Source organism: Weissella sagaensis, from assembly GCF_010306265.1.
GTDB lineage: Bacteria > Bacillota > Bacilli > Lactobacillales > Lactobacillaceae > Weissella > Weissella sagaensis.
Map to the genome: position 1 here is coordinate 1 of NZ_BLKA01000007.1, position 23,210 is coordinate 23,210.

Here is a 23,210-nt window from a genome sequence, read left to right on the forward strand (position 1 = left end):
GACACTGAGGTCACACCTGTTCCCATACCGAACACAGAAGTTAAGCTCAGTAGTGCCAAAAGTAGTTGGAGGATCGCCTCCTGCGAGGATAGGACGTCGCGATGCAACTTGGAAAGAGTTCACAGTAAAATGTGAACTCTTTTTTTGTGTACAAATATGGTAAATACCGTCTTTATAAAAAGGAGGTAGCATAATGATAGTTCATGACAAATCTCTGTTATATGGTCGATATGTAGTCTGTGCAAAAGAAAATATTGATGTATTACCAAATGATGTGAAAATTTTGCCAGCTATTCGAAATGGTCAGTGTACACGATGTCAAAGTAAAATTTTAAAAGCGTGGCAATTACCCAATAATGTTAGTTATTGTTGGGGCTGTTCAAAAATGGGGCGAATTACTTCTAATGATTATTTAATAACTTTAGCAGATCCAAATGATTTTAAGCATAGTGAACGTCCGTGTATTTGGGAAGGAAAATTAACGGCATTCCAAGAAGCAGTTTCTAATCAACAATTAATTGCTTTGAGAAAAAATATTTCCCATTTGACTTACGCAGTTACGGGAGCTGGTAAAACAGAAATGCTATTTCCAATGATAACCAAAGCAATCCAAGATAATATGCGCATTGCTGTTGTAGCGCCACGTATTGATGTTGTAATTGAATTAAAAAAACGCATACAAAATGCATTTATAATACCATTTGTGACCTTATATGGTGGTAGTAAAGATGAATATTACTACACACAATTAGTCATTGCAACGACGCATCAATTAATGACTTTCAAAGAGGCATTTGATGTTATTGTAATTGATGAAGTTGATGCATTCCCATATGTAGAAAATACAATGCTAAGTTATGCGACAGAGCAAGCTTTAAAAAAAACAGGTATTAAATTTTATTTGACAGCTACTTTAAATCAACAATTAAAAAAATTTGTAAAACAAGGAATGATAGGATTCTCAACATTACCCCGTCGATTTCATGGTTATGAACTTCCCAATTTAACAATTAAAATAGTACAAAACTGGCGGCGTAAATTACCACTTAAAGTGATTAAACATATTATGTATTTAAAACAAATGAAAATTAATTTTTTATTATTTGTTCCAGAGGTAGACGATGTTAAAAGGGTAGTAGCCCAATTAACAGGTACTGATATTAATATATTAGGAACTTACGCAACAGATGAAAAGCGATTAGAAAAAGTTCAAGCCATGCGTGCTAAACAAATTGATGGTTTGATAACAACGACTATTTTGGAACGTGGCGTAACCTTTAAAGGAATTGATGTTTTAATTCTTGGTGGAGATGAAAATATTTTTACAGCAACAGCATTAATTCAAATTGCTGGTCGATGTGGGCGTAGTTTAGAAAGGCCAACAGGGAACGTTACCGTGTATGCCAGAGAGAAAACAAAGCAACTGATGACGGCTATAGCAGAGATAAATTATTTAAATATATTAGGTAAGAAATATGACATGTGAATTATGTCAGCAATTTATTAAACAGTCTTGGAATTTAAATAAGTTATTTAATTTTTCATTTGTTAAACCAGAAATAGTGTGTCGTGACTGTTGGCGTGAATTTGAAATGATCAATCCTATAAATGGATGTTTAGAGTGCCAGATAAAGACAACTCAAGAATATTGCCAAGACTGCTTACAATGGTTTAAACTGGGTTATCCGAAAATTAATAATCAAGCATTATTTAAATATAATTTTAAAATGAAAGAATATTTTAAAAGTTATAAATTTGACGGCGGCTATCATTTACGTCTGATTTTTAAAGATATGATACAGCAAAAATTAGCAACAATAGATGTTGACCAGATTGTACCGATTCCAGTTACAGATAAGACGTATGCACAAAGAGGCTTTAATCAAGTTGTTGGTTGGTTAGAGGACTTAACATTTGCAGAATTACTAGAATATCGTTATTCTAATAAAAAGATACAGTCACAAAAGAATAGGCAGGAACGTCTAAATACGAAACAGCCGTTTAAATTAGCTGTTTCTCAGTCATATGTCTGTAATCAAAAGATTTGTTTGGTGGATGATGTCTACACAACTGGTCGAACATTGCGCCATGCAGCACAATGTTTATTGGATGCTGGTGCACGGGATGTAACGTCAATAACGTTATCACGGTAATGATACCAATTAAATGGTAACGCTTTCTTTTTTTGTTATTAATGTGTTACAATATAACTACCGAAGGGATACAAATTTAAATCTTCGGTAGGGTAAGATATAGATTTTGGGGATTAATATCTTGCAAATTCAGTTAGACAGGAGACGGAATTATGCTAGAATTTAAGGTACGTGGTGAGAACATTGAAATCACTGATGCAATGTCAGAGTACATCGAGAAGCGTGTTTCACGTTTAGAGCGTTACTTGAACACAGAAGCTAATTATATTGCTCGTGTTAATGTGCGTTCATATAAAGAAGGTACTTTTAAGACAGAAGTAACTATTCAATTACCATATTTATTGTTGCGTGCAGAAGATACACAAACAGATATGTACCAAACTGTTGATTTTGTTTCTGAGAAGTTAGAACGTCAAATTCGCAAGTACAAAACTAAGGTTAACCGCAAGTCTCGTGAAAAGGGATATAAGGGATTAGAGAATACTGATTTCATGGTTGAACCTGAAGCGACTGAAGACGATTCAGAAGATGGGTTGAACATTGTACGTACAAAGCATGTTGATTTGAAGCCAATGGATGTTGAAGAAGCTGTTCTTCAAATGGAGCTATTAGGTCACGAATTCTTCATTTTTCAAGATGCTGAGACTGATTTACCAGCGGTTGTTTACAAGCGTCGAGATGGTAAATATGCATTAATTGATACATTAAATTAAGGATAAGTATTGTATAATTTAAGATAGGAAATTTAAATCATACAATTAATTAAATTGAAACGATTAAGGCTGGGAATTTTTCCTAGTCTTTTTGTATTATAGGAGAAAAATAATGAGCAAGAAAAAATTTATTACGATGCAACAATATAGTGTTTTATTAGGTGGGCATATTGAAACCATTGAAGAAGCTGGGAATCATGTTGCGCCTTATTTTGAAAAATTAGATGAAGCAATAAAATCTGATGGCATTTCAAAGTTATCAGATCAAGAATTTGTAGAAATAGCAACAGAATTTGAAAATACGGTAGAAGTTTATCAAGACGTTGTTGGCAAGTTAAATGGGATGTCAGCACCTGTCCGATTTATTGGGGCCCACAAGAACATACAACAGTTATTTACTGCGTATACAAGTGCAACCAAGATGATGGCTGATTCTTTAGATACAAAAACAAAACAGGTTGATTTGACTGCATTTACACAATCAGAAAAAGACCAAGATATCTATTTAGATAAATTCTTTGCACAGGTTAGACGTATCTTTACTATGGGAACAAAATAAAATGTCAGATTTAGATCAAATGAACGAGATAATAGCAATTAATGTGCCAAAAAAGGTGGGTGAGCGGCTAACGTTACCTACTAAAAAGGTGCAAGCAGTAACCGATTTATTGAATGACGGAAATACAGTGCCGTTTATTGCTCGATATCGAAAAGAAGCGACGGGTAATTTGGATGAAGTTCAAATTCGTGACATTCAAACAGTTACTAAACAATTAACTGAAATCCAAAATCGTAAACAAACGGTTTATAAAGCCATTAGTGAACAAAAAATGATGACACAATCTCTTCAAAAAGCGATTGTAGCAGCAGATTCATTACAAAAGATTGAAGATATTTATTTACCTTATAAGAAAAAACGACAAACAAAAGCAACTGTTGCTAAAGAGGCGGGTTTGATGCCTTTTGCACAGTTAATCCAGACCTTTCCAGATGTTGATTTGAAATCAGTTGCGATGCAATATGTTAATCCGACAAAGGGCTTAAATACGAGTGATGATGTGTTTTCAGGAGTTCATGAAATTTTTGCAGAAGTGATTGGCGAAAACGCTGGACTTCGTGATTGGGTACGCCAATTTACTTATAAAAATGGTCATTTGGCTTCTAAATTAAAGCGTGGTGCTGATAAAAAAGATGAACAAGGAGTATTTGAATTATATTATGAGTTTGATATACCCTTAAAAAGGGTGCAAAATCATCAAATTTTAGCAATTAATCGTGGTGAAAGTGAAGGTGTATTATCAGGTAGTATTACTACTGATGAGGAAGCGATTAATCGTTATTTTAAATTCCGCTTAGTTGGTAGTAAAACAGGGTTAGCTGCCGATATTTTGAGTGCAGCAGCCAATGATGCCTATAAAAGGTTTATTAAACCAGCGATTGTACGTGAAATTAGGAAGGAGCTGTTTACGCAGGCTAGTCAGGATGCAATTAAGGTTTTTGGGACTAATTTGTATCATTTATTAATGGCGGCCCCACTGCGAGGACAAGTTGTATTGGGATTTGATCCGGGAATTCGTACAGGCTCAAAGTTAGCTGTAGTGGATAAAGCTGGTCAATTTTTGGATAAAGCAGTCATTTACCCTCATAAAGCACCCAAATATAATCCAAAAGATGCACGAGATACTATAATTAAATTAGTTAATAAATATGGTGTATCATTGGTTGCTATTGGAAATGGGACGGCTTCACGTGAATCACAGCAGTTTATTGTTGATATTATAAAAAAAGATTTACCAAATCTACGGTATGCAGTGGTTAATGAAGCTGGTGCATCAGTTTATTCAGCTAGTGATGTTGCGCGAGCTGAATTTCCAGAATTACCAGTAGAACAACGATCAGCCATTTCGATTGCTCGGCGTATACAAGATGCCATGGCTGAATTAATTAAGATAGACCCACAAGCTGTGGGGGTTGGTCAATATCAACACGATTTACCAACTAAAGAGCTATCTCTAGAATTAGACCATGTGTTAGAAACAGCAGTTAACCAGGTAGGTGTTAATCTAAATACTGCATCACCGCAATTGTTAACGCATATTGCAGGTTTAACGAGTACCACAGCCAATAATATTGTTACCTATCGTAATGAAAATGGCAGTTTTAAGGCGCGGACTGAATTAAAAAAAGTTGCAAAATTAGGACCAAAAGCATACGAACAAGCAGCAGGATTTCTACGGATTCCAAATGGTAAAAATGTGTTTGATAACACTGATATTCATCCTGAATCATATAAAATAGCTGAACAAATTTGTTTGGAAGCAGGAGTTGAAAATTTGGGGACACAAGCTGCAGACAAATTACGTCAACTAGATACACCTGCTTTTGCGCAAAAAATTAATGTCGGGTATCCAACGTTACATGATATTATTGAATCATTAATTACACCTGGTCGAGATTTACGTGATGATGCACCAATGGCAACGTTAAGATCTGACGTGCTGACAATGGATGATTTACAGGTGGGGATGCAATTACAGGGGACAGTGCGTAATGTCGTTGATTTTGGCGCTTTCGTGGATATTGGTGTTCATGAGGATGGGCTAGTCCATATTTCAAAATTGACGCAGGCACATGTTAAAAATCCACATACTATTGTTGCTGTTGGCGATATTGTTACAGTTTGGGTAACTGAGATTGATAAAAAAAGACAACGCATTGGATTGTCGATGATTGAGCCAAATAAATAAAGTATATGTATGGTATTATAAAAGCCTTGTGCGCTACTTTTTTCAGGTAACACACAAGGCTTTTATTTGGAGTAAATAACGTTATTAAGCAAACGTTGGGTGGGTTGCATATACTGTAGATATTTGCTAACATTACCTGTGTATTGATAACGAAGCGAATGTGGCGGAACTGGCAGACGCGCAGGACTAAGGATCCTGTGGTAGAAATACCGTGAGGGTTCGATCCCCTTCGTTCGCATTTTTATGATTTTAGGAAACCCTTGGTATATTAACAAAATGTTGATATACCAAGGGCTTTATTTATTAGGGAATACTGATTTTTCTCATAATTAACTATTAGATATTATTATTTACTAAAACATTTGCTGTTTTAAAATTAGCACAAATTATAAGTTAATGGCATTGTAAATTAAGATAGCTGCACCAATAATAAATAAGACACCGCCCCAAACAATTTGAGTGACGACACTTTTATCACCAAAGTATAAACGAATAAGTGGGGCAGTATTACCTAGTATCGAGATTAAAAGTCCTAATATAACAACTGCTAAACCAATTAATCCAAGCATATTTTCTCCTCCAAAAAAACAAAATATAAAATATTGCGATATGTCATTATATAACAAAATATTTTTTATCTCGTTATTAATGTGATATCATAATACTCGAATTACGATATCTTTTTAAATAAAAAGATATCAATAATGAATTAATCGATTGTTTAAAAAAGTGTTGACATGTTTGGCTTAAAAAGGTAAGATATTCTTTGTGGTTATGTTGTTCAATTACATACATGGAGATATACCCAAGTCTGGCTGAAGGGAACGGTCTTGAAAACCGTCAGGTCGGGAAACCGGCGCGAGGGTTCGAATCCCCCTATCTCCTTTTAACATCATTAGATGTTTTATTTTAATATTATAGCGGGTTGGAGCAGTCTGGTAGCTCGTCGGGCCCATAACCCGAAGGTCGTAGGTTCAAATCCTACACCCGCAATTAATGGAGATGTACCCAAGTCTGGCTGAAGGGAACGGTCTTGAAAACCGTCAGGTCGGGAAACCGGCGCGAGGGTTCGAATCCCTCCATCTCCTTTTTTAAAATAACCGTGTCCCTAGGGCACGGTTATTTTTGTAATCATGACATTTTCTAAGTATGCGAGGGGTTTAATATATGCCGGTACGTAAAATTCGATATTACCAATACGCAATTGTGATGTTTATGTTAGCATTGTTAGCTGTTATTTTTTTACCAACGTTGTTAAATACATCGCCGTTAGTGACAGCGCATATTAACCATTTGATAATGACGCTGTTTGGTTTAGGAGCTGTAACGATTGTGTATTTAGATGATCGTATGATAAAGCAAGCATTATATCAAAGTAAGCAAATGAAGACGGTGACTTTGTGGTTACCAATTTTGGGTCAAACGATTTGGTATTTAGTAGTATTGTGGATTTATCTTATTAATCTAAAAGATCACGCCTTATGGACCATGACACTACCAATGCTATTGTTTGGTATGTCATTTATGATGGGGTCATTAGGTTTACTACAACGAGAGACTTTGTCAATCATTGTTAATGACCCAATGAAAAAGACAACACGTCGATTGAATATCATGACAGTATTTTTGGCAATCTATGCGCTGCTATTCTTTGGCTTAACTGCCAGTTGGGTGTATGGTTTGACGATAATGGTATCAGTATTAATAATTGCTGATGCAAATTGGCCAGCGCTATGGGCTGGATGGCATCGAGAAAAAAGCTTGGATGACTTACCTGCACAAGGTATTAATTTCAAAGATGTTCGTGTTATTGAAAAGTTGCATAAAGTGTCAACGATTGTGACTGAAAAAAGAGGTGTCTTAACTGATGATAGCGTAACCGTTCACTCTATTTTGTCATTGGATGAACGTTATAGTGATTTTGATATATTAGGACTAGCAACAGGTCTACTAGCATTAGAGCCCAAATCTGGTTTATCACAGGCCATTATTAAGTATGCTGAAGATCACACAATTTTTCCTTCAACAGCTTCTGAACCAGAGATTGTATTTGGCGCAGGGGTGAGGGGTGTCGTTTTCAATGAACGTTTTGCTGTATTATCTGCTGCTCAAACATTAGCAGAAGGCTATATTGTTGATGAAGAAGCACTAGCAACCTATAAAAGTTTGGGGAATTCAGTCAGTTATGTTGTTGATAAATTACAAGTAATCGGTGTTATTACCTTTGGTGATACATTAAGTAAATCATTAATTTCATTAAATGACTTTTTTGTAAAACGTCATTTATCAGTAAAAATAGCTTCTGGAGATACTGTTGGTGCAACAGCGTCGTTACAAAAAATGATGTCATCATTAACTGATATAAAGGCTGACTTGACGCCAGATAATAAACAAGCACAATTAGATGAATGGTTAGCAAATAAAAATACAATGTTTGTCACTAATCAAGATAATTTACCAGATGACACAGATGCGATTACGGTTGCGGTTAATCGACCAGATCTTAACGCAGATATTCATGTTGAGAAAATTACAGACTTGAGGAAATTTTGGGCAACGGCAGATCGATTAATTCAGATAGATAAAAAGATGTTACGCTGGGCTAGTTTGCCAGTTATTATATTGTTATTATTAGCAGCTGGACTAGGTATATTTATTTCACCATGGTTGTATATCTCACCAATTATTGCAGTCATAATTCGTTATGTAATGAGTTATATGTTACGTTTGCAAATTAAAAATAAAAAATAAAGTAAATCGTACAATTAAAATAGTGCCATGTCATCATGAAAATGTTGATATGGCGCTATTTTGTTGTTTACAGTATCAGTCAGTTGCATTGACTTATGGTACGTAAAAGCCTAAAATTAGTTATGTGTTATTAAGCGCAAAAAAAAACACTATTGATTTGACATAAACGTCAATTCTCTAGACAGGAGAAACAAGATGAACAGCACATTAATGATCATCCTGTTGTTGCTTGTCGCAATCGTAATTAGTGGTGTGATTGGTTATCAAGTGGCTAAGACAAAAATTAACCATACGTTGACTATTTCACACCAAACCGCTACAGAAATAACGAGTCAGGCCGCTGTTGATGCTGAGCAATTAAAGAAAAATGCTTTAGTGGAAGCGCGTGACGAAAGCCAACGTTACCAACAACGTATTGAGAGTGAATTACAAGAACGCCGTTCTGCTGTAAAATCACAAGAAGATCGTTTGGTAAGTCGTGAATCTGTTTTGGATCGAAAAGATGCTTCACTACAAAAACGTGAAGAAGTTATTTCGAGCAAAGAAACAAAATTGGATCATCAACGCCAAAGTGTTAATGATAAGCAAAAACGTGCTGAGGAATTAGTCGCACAACGAGAAGAAAAACTTGTTGAAGTAGCTAGTTTAACTCGTGAAGATGCACGCAATCGCATTTTATCAGAGACTAAAGAGGCACTAGTTGCTGAACGAGCTGTGATGATCAAGGATAGTGAAGAGCAAGCCAGTGCAGAAGCAGATAAGCGGGCTAAGAACTTAGTTGTTAGTGCAATTCAACGTTCTGCTGCTGACATGGTGGCTGAGTCAACAGTCTCAGTTGTGACACTTCCAAATGATGATATGAAGGGTCGTATTATTGGTCGTGAAGGCCGTAATATTCGAGCTCTTGAGACAGTAACTGGTATTGATTTAATTATTGATGATACACCAGAAGCCGTTGTATTGAGTGGATTTGATCCAGTTCGTCGTGAAATTGCTAAGAATACCTTGGAAAAATTGATCGCAGATGGTCGTATTCATCCAGCACGTATCGAGGAAATGGTTGAGAAATCTCGTAAAGAGATGGATGAACATATTCGCGAAGTTGGTGAACAGACTATCTTTGATTTAGGTATTCATAATATGCATCCTGACCTAGTTAAAACAGTTGGTCGGATGAACTACCGTACAAGTTATGGACAGAATGTTCTTGTTCATTCAATAGAAGTCGCAAAACTAACTGGCTTGTTGGCAGCTGAGTTAGGGGAGGACGTTACGCTTGCCAAGCGCGCAGGATTATTACACGATATTGGTAAGGCTATTGATCATGAAGTAGACGGTTCGCACGTAGAATTAGGTGTCGAATTGACAACTAAATACAAAGAACGGTCTGTCGTGATTAATTCGATTGCTTCACACCATGGTGATGTTGAACCTGAATCTGCAATTGCTGTTTTGGTTGCTGCAGCTGATTCTATTTCAGCCGCACGTCCAGGGGCACGATCAGAATCTTTGGAAAACTATGTTCAACGTTTGCAACAGCTTGAAGCTATCGCAAATGAATTCAATGGTGTTGAAAAATCGTATGCTATTCAAGCAGGTCGAGAGGTTCGTGTTATTGTAGAACCAGCAGCTGTTTCTGATATTGAAGCAACTGTGTTGGCTCGTGATATTCGTAATCAGATTGAAAATGATTTAGATTATCCAGGGCATATTAAAGTAACGGTTATTCGTGAATCGCGTGCGATTGAGTATGCAAAATAAAACAATAACTAAATAAATTAAAAGAAGCGTAGGTATTTTTAATGCCTACGCTTCTTTTTGTATTAGTAAAAGATTGCTGTACGTACATCTAATTTGTCACATTAATACAAAAATGAAATTTTTCTAAAAAAAGCTTTACAAATATAATGGAAACGCTTACAATAGTACTTGTGTTAGAGATACGGGGGAACGTATACGAATAACAAGATTATGAAGTAATTAACGGAATTGGGGCCGTTAAGTTGGTATGTCGCATTTCACTCTTACTGTTCGAATTATCAATTGATTTCAAAAAAACTTGCTGAAAACTCTTCTCCTTCAGAAAAAAAGAATGATAATTAGAATTTTATTCGAGCAGTAAGAGGGTGATGAGACGACTCAATATCAACATCAACGCTTTCACAATCAAAAAATATTTTGTGGGTCGTCATCCACACCAAATCGTTTTGCGGATACGCAATACGATTTTTTTATTATAAAAAAATTAGAATCAAATTATTCGCATATTTAATTAATTATCGATATACTGTATGTATTCCCCGTGGTAGTTGCTTTAAAGCTATCAAGTATGTTTTTTAATGTACAGAACGCCGTAGATATACGGTGTTTTTATTTTTGTTAATTAAATTATGTTGACAAAAATGAAAAATAGATTAAAATAAATATTATCAATTAAGTAAAGGGGCAAAAATGATGATTAATATGACGTTAACAACTGAAACGAAGTATTACTTTTGGTTTTTTAGGTGACTATCCGAATGACCAAAAGCATTTTTGCTAGGTTTCGGATAAAAAATATCCGAAACCAAATAATAACCAATTTAATCGATAGATTGAATTGAATTTTATTAGGGACTGGGTATTTTAAAATAAATACCCAGTTTTTTATTGCAATCAAGACTGGGGAGATGTAGAGCTAAATTAGAGTAGTCGTAAAATTATGGGAAAAGGTATAATGAATATGAATAAAGTGAGTAAAAAAGAATTTGGACTAGCAATCTTGAATGGTAATGCGAGCGGTATCATTGTTGCTTTAATTCCAGCAGCATTGATCAGCCAGTTATTAGCGATAATGCCGCAAACTGAAATTGTGAAAACCTTAAATATGATGGTCATGTTATCACAGAGTGCATTGCCGTTGATTGCAGCATTTGCTGTAGGAATTTTATTGAAATTTGGGACTATCGAGAGTGCCTCAATGGCATTAGCCACTTTTATCGCTTCAGGTGTTGTCACGACACAACATGGACAGTTTATAATTAGTGGATCCGGTGTGATTTTAAATATAATGCTGACAACATTGATGGCTAGTTTGGTAACGATTTTTTTCCATAAAGTGCTTGGTCAATTACGAGCAGTATTTGAGCCGCTAGCTGTTTTAGTTGTTGGAGGTGGATTAGGGTTAGTAACTTTACCAATTATGGTATCAATCCAAAATAGTATTGGTAGGGTTGTGCAGGCAGCAACAACAACAGCACCGCTTGTGATGGGGATTTTGTTGGGTGCTTTATTTGCAATTTTAATTGTATCGCCATTATCATCTGTAGGAATTGCTACTGCTATAGGATTGGCTGGCGTTGGTGCAGGTGCTGCAAATGCAGGTATTGTTACGGCATCATTAGTGTTAGCGATTATGGGAATGAAAGAAAATTCATGGGGGTTATTTATTGCTCACTTTATGGGATCGCCTAAAATTCAAATGGCTAACATGTTATCAAAACCTAAGTTATTTATTCCTGTGATGATTGCGTCTGCCATTTCAGGAGGTATTGCTAGTCTATTAAAGATGGCAGGAACACCATTTTCAGCAGGATTTGGTATGTCAGGATTAATTGGTCCCATTACGGCATTGAATGAATCAAGCGGTAGTCAAATAGGAATTCGAGTTATAATTGTCTTCTTTGTAATCCCCATTGTTTTAGCATTCTTAATGAAATACATTTTTATTGATAAATTACACTTAATTGATACTAAAGATTTAAAACTACCAGAAATTTAATGATGTTATAAAACAGTTGTTCAAGCGATTAATACGCTGAACAGCTGTTTTTTTAATAAACAGCTAACAAAACATTTGACAACCCAATATTAGATTGTGTATAGTATTGCTTGTAACATAAAAGAAATAAATTGGAAATATTAGGAGAAGAGTTATGACTGAATCATTATTGATTGCTAATCAATTAAATAAAAGTTATTTAAGTGCAGCAGGTGTACAACAAGATGTTTTACATGATCTGTCATTTTCAGTAGATAAAGGTGAATTCGTTGCGATTATGGGTCCTTCTGGATCTGGTAAATCAACATTATTAAATATCCTATCAACATTGATGGCGCCAACTTCAGGGACTGTTACAATCAATAACAAAGATATTTGGCAACTATCTGACAAAGAAGTTTCAAAATTCCGAGGTCAGGATATGGGATTTATTTTCCAAAATTATAATTTGATTGACAGTTTAACTGTGCAAGAAAATATTAGTTTGCCACTAACTTTACAAAAAGCTAGTGTCAAAAAAATTAAGCAAGCTGTTCAAAAGGTCGCCCAAATGTTGCATATTGAAGAATATTTAAATAAATATCCAAGTGAGCTTTCAGGAGGACAACAACAACGTGTTGGTGCAGCGCGTGCTTTGGTACACAATCCGGCACTTATCTTTGGGGACGAACCAACAGGAGCATTGGATTCTGAAAATGCCCGTGAAATGATGAATTATTTAACAAATATTAATGCTAATGAAGGTATTTCAATTATTATGGTAACGCATGATGCTTTCTCAGCTTCATTTGCATCACGCATTTTGTTCTTAACTGATGGTGAAATTACTAAAACGATTAATCGAGATAATCAACCGCGTGAAGTCTTTTATCAACAAGTTTTGTCTGAATTAGGGAACTTTAATTAGTAGGAGGCGCATATGTTTGGAATTGCTTTAAAATCACTACGATCAAAGTGGCGTGATTATATTGTATTATTTGTTGGCTTGATCATCTCGGCGGCTATTTTCTATATGTTTAGTGCAATGGCTAATAACAAAGCATTTTTGGAATCTAATTCCATCGTGTCACAGATCTCAATCATTTTCGTAATTGGTGAAATTCTTTTAGGGATTATTACTTTTGTATATTTAAATTTTGCGAATGCATTCCTGCTACGATTACGTCAGTCAGACTATGGTTTGATGTCAATGTTGGGTGCAAGTAAAAAACAAATTAGTTCACTATTGTTACGTGAAACGTTAAGTATTGGTGTTATTGCAACAATCATTGGTATTATTGTTGGGTTTGCATTAACGTCATTGAGCAGTAGTTATTTGATTAAACTATTAGGGGTTGAATTAACCCATTGGCAATCAATTTCTATTAAGTCAGTTGTTATTACATTAGTATTTTTTACAGTTTTATTCTTGTTAAATGGTTTATATAATCAGCGTCGTTTGCGGAAACAAGATACTTTGACGTTACTATTGGCTAATAAACAAGTAAATCAACCTAAAGTACACGCAAAAGTAGATTTATTATTTGGTTTAATTGGGCTAGCTTTGTTAATTGGTAGTTATGCATTAATGCCAAAAGTAGCATCGATAGGCATGGCAGGCTTTGTACTTATCTTAATTCTGAATGTTTGGGGAACTTACTGGTTTATCAGTCGTACATTAAAAATGATAACGAATGGGATGCGTCAATCATCATTTAGTATGCGAGGATTACGTTCGTTTATTAATGGACAGTTATCATTTCGTTTACCAGATTATCAACGAATGTTATCATCAATCGCGATTATGTTTGCATTAGCCTTGGGTGCTATGTCAGTAGGTCAAGGTTACTATCGTATGTTGCCAAAGCTAGCTGAATCAAGCTATTCAATGACAGCAGTTTATGATACTGATAAGGTTAAAACGGATAACTTAAAAGATGTAACATGGCAACAAACATACCATTATGTTAAAAAGGGTCAAACAGTATACTTTAATGGTGCAGAATTTAATCAGAATAAATTACCAGCTCGAGTACCTGAAAAAAATGGGTCATCAATGCAGACAAAATGGTTAACCGGAGACTATATCCGTAAAACACCTGGATCTGAGTATACGCTGGAAGGAATTGCTAATCAGCTACTTAACCAAAGCTATGGGGCTAAAGTAGTTGTTACGCAAAATCAATCAAAAATGCCAGCTAATACACCAGTACAATCGTTACAATTAGTCAAAGTTGCTGATATGTTAGCCAATGAGAAAGCATTGGCACATAATGCTAATATTGAAGAAAAAGTAAACAATACTAAGGTAGAATTCGCTGCCGGTTCTTATGCAGGATATCAACAAACCAAAGGAATCTTTGGTGGTATTGAATTCATGGGAGTCTTTTTGGGAATTGGTTTCTTAGCAATGTTAGCAGCGACGTTAATGTTTAAGACATTATCTGGGGTTGCAGATGATAAGCAACGTTACCGTATTTTGTCAATGATTGGTACAAGTAATAAGCAAATTACACAGACTGTTGCTACTGATTTAGGAATCTTATTTGGTATTCCAATGATCATTGGTGTTTTAGATGTTATTTTTGGACTAAAAATGTTTGCACCATTAATGGCAGGTGAAAAGAATATTTATCTTGGCTTTGGTCCGTCATTAGTAGGAATCTTAGTTTTGTATCTAATTTATTATATCTTAACAGTCTGGATGTATCGTCGTTTAATAAAAAACTAATTCGCCATTTTTATAGAGAATACGTTATAATGAAGACATATTCAAAATGTTGTGGAGTAATGAGACGTCCATACTATATAAAACGCCTATCTAAACGCGCAAGATAGGCGTTTTTTAATTCATCTATTTTATAGAGTCTGTTATTTTTTAATAGATCATTTGCGTAATCGTTTGCGCCTAAATTAATAATATTTTCTGTAAACGTTTGCATTTATTATCGAATTACATTAAAATACCTTACGAATAGAAAAATAAATTAAGAAATCATAGGGGGATTCCCAAATGTCATTGTTAGGTGCTATTGAAGCAGGTGGAACAAAGTTTGTGGTGGCTGTTGCCCCAGTTGAAGAGCCAGAAAAAGTGATTGCTCGTGAAAGCTTTCCAACAGAAGATGGTGCAACAACTGTTAAAAAAGTACAAGAATTTTTTGATCAATATGAAGATATTGCAGCGATTGGAATTGCATCGTTTGGGCCAATTGATGTTAAACCAGATAGTGCAACGTATGGCTATGTGCTAGATACACCTAAGCGGGGATGGTCAGGATATAACTTTTTAGGTGCTATGAAATCTTGGCGTGATATACCATACTACTGGACAACTGACGTGAATGCTGCTGGCTGGGCTGAATATGTTTCTGGTGCAGCATCAGATGTAGAAAATGTTGTTTACTTAACTGTTGGTACTGGTGTGGGTGCTGGTATTATTGCAAATGGTCAATTTGTTGGGGGTTACTCACATCCTGAAGCTGGCCATATTGTAATGGCTAAGCATGAAAAAGACACTTATGAAGGACTATGCCCATTCCATTACGATCGTTGTTTAGAAGGATTAGCTGCTGGTCCAGCTATGGAAGAACGTTGGGGAGTTTCAGCCAAGGAGTTACCTGATGATCACTTAGCATGGGAAATTGAAGCATATTATCTTGCACAAGCTGCATTGACATATACGGCCACATTACGTCCAGAACGGATTGTATTTGGTGGTGGTGTACCTCATCGTGAAAACTTACTACCAATGGTTCGTGAGTCATTTGCCGAACAATTACATGATTATCTTGCAGTTCCTGACTTAGACGATTACATTGTTTCAGTCGGTAACGGAGATAATGCTGGAATTTATGGTTGCTTCTATTTAGCAAAGGATATGATTTCTGACTAAACTATCTGATTTTAATAGTTACAAGCCCTGTTTACAAATTTTCTCAGATACATTTTGTTAAATTCTTGATATAGGATATAATTGATTAGTTACTCCAAGATATAATTTACAAAAAAGTGAGAATTAATATGTTAACGGTTATTAAACAATATGAAGATAGAGATGTAATAATATATGATTATTACATTGAAAATCGACAAAACGTTTATGCTGATGTTGGGCATATTATTATTAAATCCATGGGTGGTTTAGCAACTTGGCGAGCAGTTAATGATCCAAGAGAAGATTATCTGAAACAGGGCCTCAAAGCGTTGTTTATGAAAAGAAATCAAAGTGGTGGTGTCTATCCAGCTGCGTTAAAAGTCGTTATTGCAGAAAACAAAAAATGAAAGTCTCAAAAGTTCAATAGTAACTTTTGGGGCTTTTTTGTATTGTTTGCTTTTTTTGTATTGTTTGCTTATTGTAAGAAAATGTTATTTAATCAATTATTGATTTAAATACGAATTATTTATTGAATATACATGCTTTAAGTTTAACGAAGGGCACAAAATTAAAAATTGCTACTAAATTTGATGCAAAAGTAGCAATACCATGGAACTTATTTAGACCAGATTTAGAAAGCAACGCCTTACGAGAAATTGGGCTAAATACTTATATTCCACAATTAGAGGTGCCGATGATTTTTGAAGGTTAATAACAAAGTATTGAGTTTAAAATTAAAAAAAGATTAGAAATATGATTGTTTTTATCATTTTTAGTGTTATAATTAATATTAAGTCATCAATCTTATTCATGTTTTCTACTCTTAAAAATAGATGATTTAAAGTGGCTGTGCTCCGTAGGGGAGTAGGGCCACTTTTAATTTTGTTAAGGTTGTTTTTAAGATATTTTATATTTATTTTAAGATGAAGAATTTAGTATGAGTGTTGTTGATAGGGGAGCCCACCCCGATTGACAGCCCATACTCATAAAAATTTACGCAAGTATTTAAAGTAAAATTTAAATACCTACTCCTAAGAAAATCAAAGAATTTATTATTAAATTCTTTGATTCAAAAACACCTACTAAAATGATATTAGTAGGTGTTTTTCGTATAAAAAAGACTAGGATTAATAAAAACTTGATTTTTATCATGACAACAGATAAGTTAGACAATAACTAATCATTAGTAATGAAGGGGTTAATATGAAAGAAAAGCGAAATAGAAAAAAAGTGTGGCAATGGCTGTTAATAATAGTTATCGGTGTTTTTATTATTGGCGGTAGTGTTTATGGTCATAAAATGTATCGTGAACAACATCCTAAATTATTAACAGATGAACAAATTAAAAATAATTTAGATATTCACCTAAGTGATGATTTGCTTGATAAACAAAAAAAGTTGAATCAAAAGTATAATAAAGCAACACAAGATGATCAATATACATTTGATAAAATGTTTATTCAAACGAATCCGTATAAAACATCCCCATTAACAGCATTAGTCATTTTTAAAACGGATATCCCTGCTAAAGTGAGCTATACAGTGGCTGGTAAAACGGATCATACCGCCATTACAAATACAGTTAATAAACAGACCAAAACCCATCGTATTAATGTGGTGGGATTATATGCTGATACAGATAATAAAGTAACGGTAAAAATAACTAAGCAAAATGGTCAAATTGAAGAAAAAGTTATCAATATTAAAACGGATCCGTTGCCAACACGGTTAGCTGATGTCAATATTAAGGTCAATATAGCAAGTAAAAATCAAATGGCGATTGGTCATAATGGGTTAACAGTTTTTACAAGAACGACTAAAAATCCATTCGCAATTGATGCTGATGGGGCAATTCGTTGGTATTCCACGGAATATAATCAACATATTTTTAAAACATTAAAAAACGGCCATTTATTGATTTTACGTAAGCAAGATAATAGTAAACGCGTTTATAATGATTTAGTTGAAACTGATTATGTCGGTAAACTTTATCGAGATTACCAGTTTAGTAGTAAAACAGCATCAACAGAAAATTTAAAAGCAGCTCGTAAATCTGATGGTGAAACAACGGTTGTGCATCATGATGTGATTGAATTACCAAATGGTAACCTACTTGCGACAGTTTCAGATGGATCAAAATATATCGAAGATACGATGGTTGAAATTAATCGTCAGACAGGTAAGGTAGGACGAGTAATTGATTTTAAACGTATTTTCCCGGATGATCTTTACGCAAATTATCAGGCAACCAAACGTCGTGATGGTCGCATTGATTGGTTACATCAAAATGCCATTAATTATGATAAGCATGATGATAGTATCATTATTTCATCTCGACACCAGGATTTGATTATGAAATTTGACTATAAGACTATGGAGCCAAAGTGGATATTATCTGGTAAGCCAAAGGAGAAGTGGCCAAAGGAATGGCAGCAGTATGTGCTTAAATATGCAGATGGCACATCAATTAATGGTGGTCAACATGATGCTCGTGTGGTGCCTGGTTCACAAAAAGATGGGCAAGAGATCATTTCATTCTATGACAATAATAGTGCTGTTTCTTATGGTGATAAGCAAGCGACGACAAAGTATTCAGCAGGACGTGAAGTTAAAATTAATTTAAAAAATATGACAGCTAAAGAAATTTGGTCATATGGACAAGCGTTAGGGGAAGCAAATTATACTGATAGAATTGGTTCAAATCGATTATTAGATAATGGTAATTATCTAATTGATTTTGGCTATTTAAATGCAAAAAATGGAGATGCTTCAAATATTTTAGAGGTTACACCAGAAGGATATCAGGTATTCAATGTTGAATTAAGTAACTTACAATCAAAGGGTTACGTCTATCGTGCTTATCGTATTAAGATATCTTAATTAATTTATTGACCTTGCATAATAGTATTTAAAGCGATAAACTTAAATGATTATGAGAAAAAGGTGGTTAAAAAATGAGTGAAATTACCCAAGAACAATTAGCAGCATTTAAAAAGGATGTTAATGAAAAGCCTAAAGCAGCTATCTTACGTGGTGCTGTAACAACTAACGGTATTTTAAAGTCAGCTCGTGACAATCAACGTGCTGGTGAACTGACGCCTATTTTTAGTGTTGATTTAGAAAGCTCACCTGTAGCTAATCAATTGCAGTCAGGTCGTTGCTGGATGTTTGCGGCATTGAATACAATGCGTCATGATATGAAAGCAATGTATGGATTGCCAGGTGATTTTGAGTTATCACAAAGCTACACATTTTTCTGGGACAAGTTTGAAAAAGCAAATTATTTTTACAATAATATTGTCGCAACTGCAGATAAGGCAACAACTGATCGTGAAGTAAGTTTTCTTTTGGCAACGCCACAACAAGATGGTGGTCAATGGGATATGATTGTTGCAATTATTGAAAAGTATGGTGTTGTGCCACAATCAGCATTCCCTGAGTCACAAGCGTCATCACATTCAGCTGAATTTAATCGCTTGTATAATGGTAAGCTACGTAAAGATGCTATTGCTTTGCGTAAGTTAGTTAATGATGGTGCATCGCAGGCTGATATTGATACGAAGATTGAGGCATTGAATAAAGAAAATTATTACATGCTATCACTTACATTTGGTGAGCCACCACTATCATTTGATTTTTCATTCCGTGATAAAGATGGCGAATTCCATCGTGAGCAAAGCATGACACCACAAGATTTCTTTAAGAAATATGTTGGTTGGGATTTGAGTGAATACATTTCAATTATCAATGCACCAACTGAAGATAAGCCATATAACCAGACATATGGGGTAAAGATGTTGGGATCAGTTGTTGGTGGTCGTGATGTTAAGCATTTAAACCTTGATTTGGCAACATTTAAGGACCTTGCAATTAAGCAGCTTTCAGCTGGTGAAAATGTATGGTTTGGGGTTGATATGGGACCTAAGTTAGATCGCGTTGCAGGTTTAATGGATACTGAGTTGTATGATGAAGACAGCTTATTTGATATTGATTTTAGCTTAACCAAAGCAGAGCGTTTAGATTACGGTGATTCATTGATGACACATGCCATGGTTTTGACAGGTGTTGATTTAGTAGATGGTCAACCAACTAAGTGGAAGGTTGAAAACTCTTGGGGTGACAAGAACGGCCACAAGGGATACTTTACAATGTCAGATGAATGGTTTGACCAATTCACCTATCAAGTGGTTATTAAAAAAGAATATTTGACAGAAGAATTACGCAACATTTTTGAAAATGAGACACCTAAAGAATTAGCACCATGGGATCCAATGGGTGCATTAGCTTAATAAAATGCTAATTAAAAGAGCTACTAATTTAAAAACTAGTAGCTCTTTTAGTTTATAATCATAATATAAACTATTATTAAATGAGGACGCTATGTTAAAAGAACAATTAACAAAAAAATTAGCAGTATTAAATAATCAAGATATTAATGATCAAAAAATAGATACAGTATTACGACCAATCTTAGTACAGGGGATGCAACGTGGTTTTCAGGCAGCTTATCTGTATATCATTGGTATTTCTTCAGGAGTCGAACCTGCGGCACAAACTGCCACTTGGGTAGATCATGTTGAAGCATTGGCTAATGAACAGTTTATACCGTTTGTAACTGATATGGAACAGATTAAGAGTGTTGTCAGCAAAGAAGTAATTAGTATGTTATCTGAAGAATCACATGCTATAACGGCACACCAGGATAATGTAATGAAACATCAAAATTTTATTATGCCGTATTTTAATGGGTGGTTTTTGGGTTATTATCATGCGTTGTTAACCATGTTAGCAAACGATGATGCTACTCAAGTCAATAAGCAAGATGTGCAAAAAAAGGCATCTGATCAAGCCATGCAGGCAGTAGAATTGGAACGACGAAATTTTCAAAAACAGCCGGTTTACCAAGAAAGTGTCTTACGTGATATATTAAAAGTATTACAATGATTTTATACGTATAATTTCATTTATAATGGTGTATATTGTCTTATTTAAGTATTGTTAATTTGACCAATATATACGAAATATAGTATTATATATAATCAAATAGGTTAAAGGAGATTGTATATATAGTATGGCGCTACAAATAAAAAAGGATTATCAGGGTTTGCTTTGAAAATAATTGGCATTATTTTCATGGTAATCGATCACATTAATATTTATTTGGGCGGTGTCTTACATTTACCATTATGGGTATCGCTCTTAGGACGCTTTGTTGCACCTTTATTTATATTCTTTATTATTGAAGGATTCTACTATACACATAGTCGTCAAAAGTACTTCTGGCGTCTATTTATTGGTGGTGTATTAATGTATGGTATTAATTTATTGCGCAATATTTTGACGCATAATACGACTAATCCATATACGAAACAATTTGACATCTTTTATCTTTTTCAAGGCCAAAATATTTTTATGACATTAGCACTGGTGTTGTTGTGGATTTGGATATTAGATACGATAATCGTTAATCGATTACACGTTACAAACTATTTTATGTTAATCATAGCTTTGATAGTGATAATCCCATTTATTCTCATTAGCGAAGGTGGTCCATATGAGTTAGTGATGGGCCTAATTTTTTATCTGTGCCGAGGAAATTTCAAAAGAATTAGTGTCGGTGTAATGACTTTTTCATTACTCTTGTTCGTGCATGCATTGATGAGTTACTTTGGGCAAGTTGATGTGGGAACCTTGTATCAAACATTGACGTTTGATGATGAATATATGATGATTACGGTATTACCGTTTATTTATTTATACAATGGACAACGTGGTGGTAGTGGTCAAAAATGGCAGAAGAATTTATTTTATTATTTCTATCCAATCCATTTAATCATTATATATATTTTGAGTACTATATTTTAAAAAATTAATCGATGAAAATGCCAGTATATTAGCGAAATGACTAATATATTGGCATTTTTTGTTTGTATGCGGATGAGATAAATTAATTTAATGCTTTTAAATTTAAAAAGCATTATATAGCATAACAGTAAAACGTATTAAATATTATTTTTTTGAGCAAATTAATTGATAATCGTATTTTTGCATGTTAATATGGCTTTGTAATTAGGGGTGAGGCAGTTGCCATTATTTGTTTTGTCAATAGATTGAGGAGCACTTATGAAAAGAAAAGATGGCAGACTTGGCTTATTGGAGAAAATTTCTCTAGTTATGACCGCATTACAGTTGTTGTCGCGCTTGTATGGAGTGATTAAGCAGTATCGTAATCGTAAAAGGTTTTAATAGTTATATGGCACGTAAGAAACGGGGGAAATAGATGATTGGTAAGATTTTTAAGGTAGCCCTATCTTTAATGCTACTTGTGAGTGGTATTACGATTTTGGGAACAATTTTTACAGCAAAGGGAATTGACGCAGTCGGTGATAAATTAGAGGATAAGTTGCACGGTTAATTATTTCGACGAGTAAACATAAATTAAGTCTAGAGGCGTGATATGCAAAAAAGTAAAAGAAGTCTATTAGTGATTTTTACTCTTGGATATTTGCTCGGAATTAGTTTGATGATTTGGCCTAATATTTATACAGAATCAGTCAGATTACTCAAAGAGATTGGGCTGAATGTTACTTTGTCAGCTAGTACATTTATTTACTATTATGGGTTAGTTTTGTTAGCTATTACAGCAGTTATCTTGATTGTTGTCTTAGTTTGGCCAAAACAGTTAAAGGATGTGCCGCTACAGAAGAATAAAAGTGGTCGTTTAGCACTAAGTAACTATGGTATCAGTCAGTTTATTAAGCTAAAACTTTCCGGTGAAGATTTATCAAATATCAAAATTAAGGTGAAAAATACAAAGCGACAACATAAATTCTATGTTGTTGCTGATGCAGCATATAAGCAAGCGACTATTAAAGAATTACCACGGATTTCAAACGAATTACGTGATAGCATTGAAGAGTTACTTGCTGGCGAAGGTAAGCAACCAGTTAAAGTTGATATTAAAGTAAATCAAAAATCAAATTCAAAGCGTAAAACAGCGCGAGTTATTTAATAAGGAAGGTGAATTAAATGTTGGACAGAAAATCAATAAATATATTGATTAGTGGTCTTATCGGTTTCGTTCTATCAACTTTGTTAGTGACTGTTGGTTTTTGGAAAACGATATTAATCATAATCATTACTTTATTAGCAGCAGGAATTGGTGCTTTATTTGGTAGATATAATATAGATTTATCAGTTATTACTAAAATATTTACAAGAAAATAATAAGTA

At 34.4% G+C, this 23,210-nt stretch carries 21 protein-coding genes, 4 tRNA genes and 1 rRNA gene; 25 read left to right on the plus strand and 1 reads right to left on the minus strand.

Going from position 1 to position 23,210, the window contains the following annotated elements; all coding sequences use genetic code 11:
* The 7 genes from rrf to G7Y65_RS07430 form a co-directional block, all read left to right on the plus strand.
* Positions 1-105: ribosomal RNA gene (gene rrf / locus G7Y65_RS07400) — 5S ribosomal RNA — on the plus strand; the annotation flags it as partial.
* Positions 106-193: 88 nt separating this feature from the next.
* Positions 194-1,486: a helicase-related protein gene (locus tag G7Y65_RS07405; protein WP_165314769.1), complete on the plus strand. Its 1,293-nt coding sequence runs from the start codon at positions 194-196 to the stop codon at positions 1,484-1,486.
* Positions 1,487-1,727: 241 nt separating this feature from the next.
* Positions 1,728-2,153, plus strand: coding sequence for a ComF family protein (locus G7Y65_RS07410; RefSeq protein ID WP_137600789.1), 426 nt, complete (start codon positions 1,728-1,730; stop codon positions 2,151-2,153).
* A gap of 152 nt (positions 2,154-2,305) precedes the next feature.
* Positions 2,306-2,866, plus strand: coding sequence for a ribosome hibernation-promoting factor, HPF/YfiA family (hpf, locus tag G7Y65_RS07415; protein ID WP_042493620.1), 561 nt, complete (start codon positions 2,306-2,308; stop codon positions 2,864-2,866).
* A 112-nt stretch (positions 2,867-2,978) separates the two neighbouring features.
* Positions 2,979-3,425: a hypothetical protein gene (locus tag G7Y65_RS07420; protein WP_042493622.1), complete on the plus strand. Its 447-nt coding sequence runs from the start codon at positions 2,979-2,981 to the stop codon at positions 3,423-3,425.
* A gap of 1 nt (position 3,426) precedes the next feature.
* Positions 3,427-5,613, plus strand: coding sequence for a Tex family protein (locus tag G7Y65_RS07425; RefSeq protein ID WP_165314770.1), 2,187 nt, complete (start codon positions 3,427-3,429; stop codon positions 5,611-5,613).
* A 154-nt stretch (positions 5,614-5,767) separates the two neighbouring features.
* Positions 5,768-5,851, plus strand: a tRNA-Leu gene (locus G7Y65_RS07430).
* A gap of 148 nt (positions 5,852-5,999) precedes the next feature.
* Here G7Y65_RS07430 and G7Y65_RS07435 read toward each other — a convergent pair.
* Positions 6,000-6,182 carry a hypothetical protein gene (locus G7Y65_RS07435; RefSeq protein WP_042493624.1) on the minus strand — a complete coding sequence of 61 codons (183 nt, stop codon included), beginning with the start codon at positions 6,180-6,182 and terminating at the stop codon, positions 6,000-6,002.
* Between the two features lie 226 nt (positions 6,183-6,408).
* Here G7Y65_RS07435 and G7Y65_RS07440 point away from each other — a divergent pair.
* The 18 genes from G7Y65_RS07440 (at position 6,409) to G7Y65_RS07520 (ending at position 23,204) form a co-directional block, all read left to right on the plus strand.
* Positions 6,409-6,498: transfer RNA gene (locus tag G7Y65_RS07440), tRNA-Ser, on the plus strand.
* A 34-nt stretch (positions 6,499-6,532) separates the two neighbouring features.
* A tRNA-Met gene (locus G7Y65_RS07445) sits at positions 6,533-6,606 on the plus strand.
* Between the two features lie 5 nt (positions 6,607-6,611).
* Positions 6,612-6,701: transfer RNA gene (locus G7Y65_RS07450), tRNA-Ser, on the plus strand.
* A gap of 79 nt (positions 6,702-6,780) precedes the next feature.
* On the plus strand, positions 6,781-8,364 hold the full coding sequence (locus tag G7Y65_RS07455) for an HAD family hydrolase (RefSeq protein WP_137600791.1): 1,584 nt from the start codon (positions 6,781-6,783) through the stop codon (positions 8,362-8,364).
* 195 nt (positions 8,365-8,559) lie between these two features.
* Entirely contained in the window at positions 8,560-10,125 is a 1,566-nt protein-coding gene (gene rny, locus G7Y65_RS07460; protein WP_137600792.1) for a ribonuclease Y, read from the plus strand.
* 955 nt (positions 10,126-11,080) lie between these two features.
* Entirely contained in the window at positions 11,081-12,124 is a 1,044-nt protein-coding gene (locus tag G7Y65_RS07465; RefSeq protein ID WP_228179650.1) for a PTS sugar transporter subunit IIC, read from the plus strand.
* A 154-nt stretch (positions 12,125-12,278) separates the two neighbouring features.
* Positions 12,279-13,031: an ABC transporter ATP-binding protein gene (locus tag G7Y65_RS07470; protein ID WP_042493631.1), complete on the plus strand. Its 753-nt coding sequence runs from the start codon at positions 12,279-12,281 to the stop codon at positions 13,029-13,031.
* A gap of 12 nt (positions 13,032-13,043) precedes the next feature.
* Positions 13,044-14,834, plus strand: coding sequence for an FtsX-like permease family protein (locus tag G7Y65_RS07475; protein WP_042493632.1), 1,791 nt, complete (start codon positions 13,044-13,046; stop codon positions 14,832-14,834).
* 282 nt (positions 14,835-15,116) lie between these two features.
* Positions 15,117-15,995 (plus strand): ROK family protein, encoded by an 879-nt coding sequence (locus G7Y65_RS07480; protein ID WP_042493635.1) that lies wholly within the window; start codon positions 15,117-15,119, stop codon positions 15,993-15,995.
* Between the two features lie 128 nt (positions 15,996-16,123).
* Positions 16,124-16,384: a hypothetical protein gene (locus tag G7Y65_RS07485; RefSeq protein WP_042493637.1), complete on the plus strand. Its 261-nt coding sequence runs from the start codon at positions 16,124-16,126 to the stop codon at positions 16,382-16,384.
* Positions 16,385-16,506: 122 nt separating this feature from the next.
* Positions 16,507-16,689: a hypothetical protein gene (locus G7Y65_RS07490; RefSeq protein WP_141926526.1), complete on the plus strand. Its 183-nt coding sequence runs from the start codon at positions 16,507-16,509 to the stop codon at positions 16,687-16,689.
* A 491-nt stretch (positions 16,690-17,180) separates the two neighbouring features.
* Positions 17,181-18,857, plus strand: coding sequence for an aryl-sulfate sulfotransferase (locus G7Y65_RS07495; protein WP_137600795.1), 1,677 nt, complete (start codon positions 17,181-17,183; stop codon positions 18,855-18,857).
* A 74-nt stretch (positions 18,858-18,931) separates the two neighbouring features.
* Positions 18,932-20,266, plus strand: a complete 1,335-nt coding sequence (locus G7Y65_RS07500; RefSeq protein ID WP_042493641.1) for a C1 family peptidase — start codon at positions 18,932-18,934, stop codon at positions 20,264-20,266.
* Positions 20,267-20,357: 91 nt separating this feature from the next.
* Positions 20,358-20,921, plus strand: coding sequence for a hypothetical protein (locus tag G7Y65_RS07505; RefSeq protein WP_137600796.1), 564 nt, complete (start codon positions 20,358-20,360; stop codon positions 20,919-20,921).
* A 165-nt stretch (positions 20,922-21,086) separates the two neighbouring features.
* A complete protein-coding gene (locus G7Y65_RS07510) occupies positions 21,087-21,842 on the plus strand; it encodes a TraX family protein (RefSeq protein ID WP_231467286.1) in 756 nt (251 codons plus the stop codon).
* A gap of 415 nt (positions 21,843-22,257) precedes the next feature.
* Entirely contained in the window at positions 22,258-22,392 is a 135-nt protein-coding gene (locus tag G7Y65_RS09460; RefSeq protein WP_255313610.1) for a hypothetical protein, read from the plus strand.
* Between the two features lie 42 nt (positions 22,393-22,434).
* Positions 22,435-22,989 carry an alkaline shock response membrane anchor protein AmaP gene (amaP, locus tag G7Y65_RS07515; protein ID WP_042493646.1) on the plus strand — a complete coding sequence of 185 codons (555 nt, stop codon included), beginning with the start codon at positions 22,435-22,437 and terminating at the stop codon, positions 22,987-22,989.
* A 17-nt stretch (positions 22,990-23,006) separates the two neighbouring features.
* The gene (locus G7Y65_RS07520) at positions 23,007-23,204 is read left to right on the plus strand and encodes a DUF2273 domain-containing protein (RefSeq protein ID WP_042493649.1); all 198 of its coding nucleotides are present in this window, start codon (positions 23,007-23,009) and stop codon (positions 23,202-23,204) included.
* Positions 23,205-23,210 lie beyond the last annotated feature (6 nt).

Bases quoted from the DNA above. Each gene is read 5' to 3' on its own strand.
- G7Y65_RS07405 (WP_165314769.1), top strand. From the start codon at position 194: ATGATAGTTCATGACAAATCTCTGTTATATGGTCGATATGTAGTCTGT.
- G7Y65_RS07495 (WP_137600795.1), top strand. From the start codon at position 17,181: ATGAAAGAAAAGCGAAATAGAAAAAAAGTGTGGCAATGGCTGTTAATA.
- G7Y65_RS07505 (WP_137600796.1), top strand. From the start codon at position 20,358: ATGTTAAAAGAACAATTAACAAAAAAATTAGCAGTATTAAATAATCAA.
- G7Y65_RS07425 (WP_165314770.1), top strand. From the start codon at position 3,427: ATGTCAGATTTAGATCAAATGAACGAGATAATAGCAATTAATGTGCCA.
- G7Y65_RS07455 (WP_137600791.1), top strand. From the start codon at position 6,781: ATGCCGGTACGTAAAATTCGATATTACCAATACGCAATTGTGATGTTT.
- G7Y65_RS07435 (WP_042493624.1), bottom strand. From the start codon at position 6,182: ATGCTTGGATTAATTGGTTTAGCAGTTGTTATATTAGGACTTTTAATC.
- G7Y65_RS07475 (WP_042493632.1), top strand. From the start codon at position 13,044: ATGTTTGGAATTGCTTTAAAATCACTACGATCAAAGTGGCGTGATTAT.
- G7Y65_RS07470 (WP_042493631.1), top strand. From the start codon at position 12,279: ATGACTGAATCATTATTGATTGCTAATCAATTAAATAAAAGTTATTTA.
- G7Y65_RS07465 (WP_228179650.1), top strand. From the start codon at position 11,081: ATGAATATGAATAAAGTGAGTAAAAAAGAATTTGGACTAGCAATCTTG.
- G7Y65_RS07420 (WP_042493622.1), top strand. From the start codon at position 2,979: ATGAGCAAGAAAAAATTTATTACGATGCAACAATATAGTGTTTTATTA.
- G7Y65_RS07520 (WP_042493649.1), top strand. From the start codon at position 23,007: ATGTTGGACAGAAAATCAATAAATATATTGATTAGTGGTCTTATCGGT.
- G7Y65_RS09460 (WP_255313610.1), top strand. From the start codon at position 22,258: ATGATTGGTAAGATTTTTAAGGTAGCCCTATCTTTAATGCTACTTGTG.
- G7Y65_RS07500 (WP_042493641.1), top strand. From the start codon at position 18,932: ATGAGTGAAATTACCCAAGAACAATTAGCAGCATTTAAAAAGGATGTT.
- amaP (WP_042493646.1), top strand. From the start codon at position 22,435: ATGCAAAAAAGTAAAAGAAGTCTATTAGTGATTTTTACTCTTGGATAT.
- G7Y65_RS07480 (WP_042493635.1), top strand. From the start codon at position 15,117: ATGTCATTGTTAGGTGCTATTGAAGCAGGTGGAACAAAGTTTGTGGTG.
- hpf (WP_042493620.1), top strand. From the start codon at position 2,306: ATGCTAGAATTTAAGGTACGTGGTGAGAACATTGAAATCACTGATGCA.
- G7Y65_RS07485 (WP_042493637.1), top strand. From the start codon at position 16,124: ATGTTAACGGTTATTAAACAATATGAAGATAGAGATGTAATAATATAT.
- G7Y65_RS07410 (WP_137600789.1), top strand. From the start codon at position 1,728: ATGAAAGAATATTTTAAAAGTTATAAATTTGACGGCGGCTATCATTTA.
- rny (WP_137600792.1), top strand. From the start codon at position 8,560: ATGAACAGCACATTAATGATCATCCTGTTGTTGCTTGTCGCAATCGTA.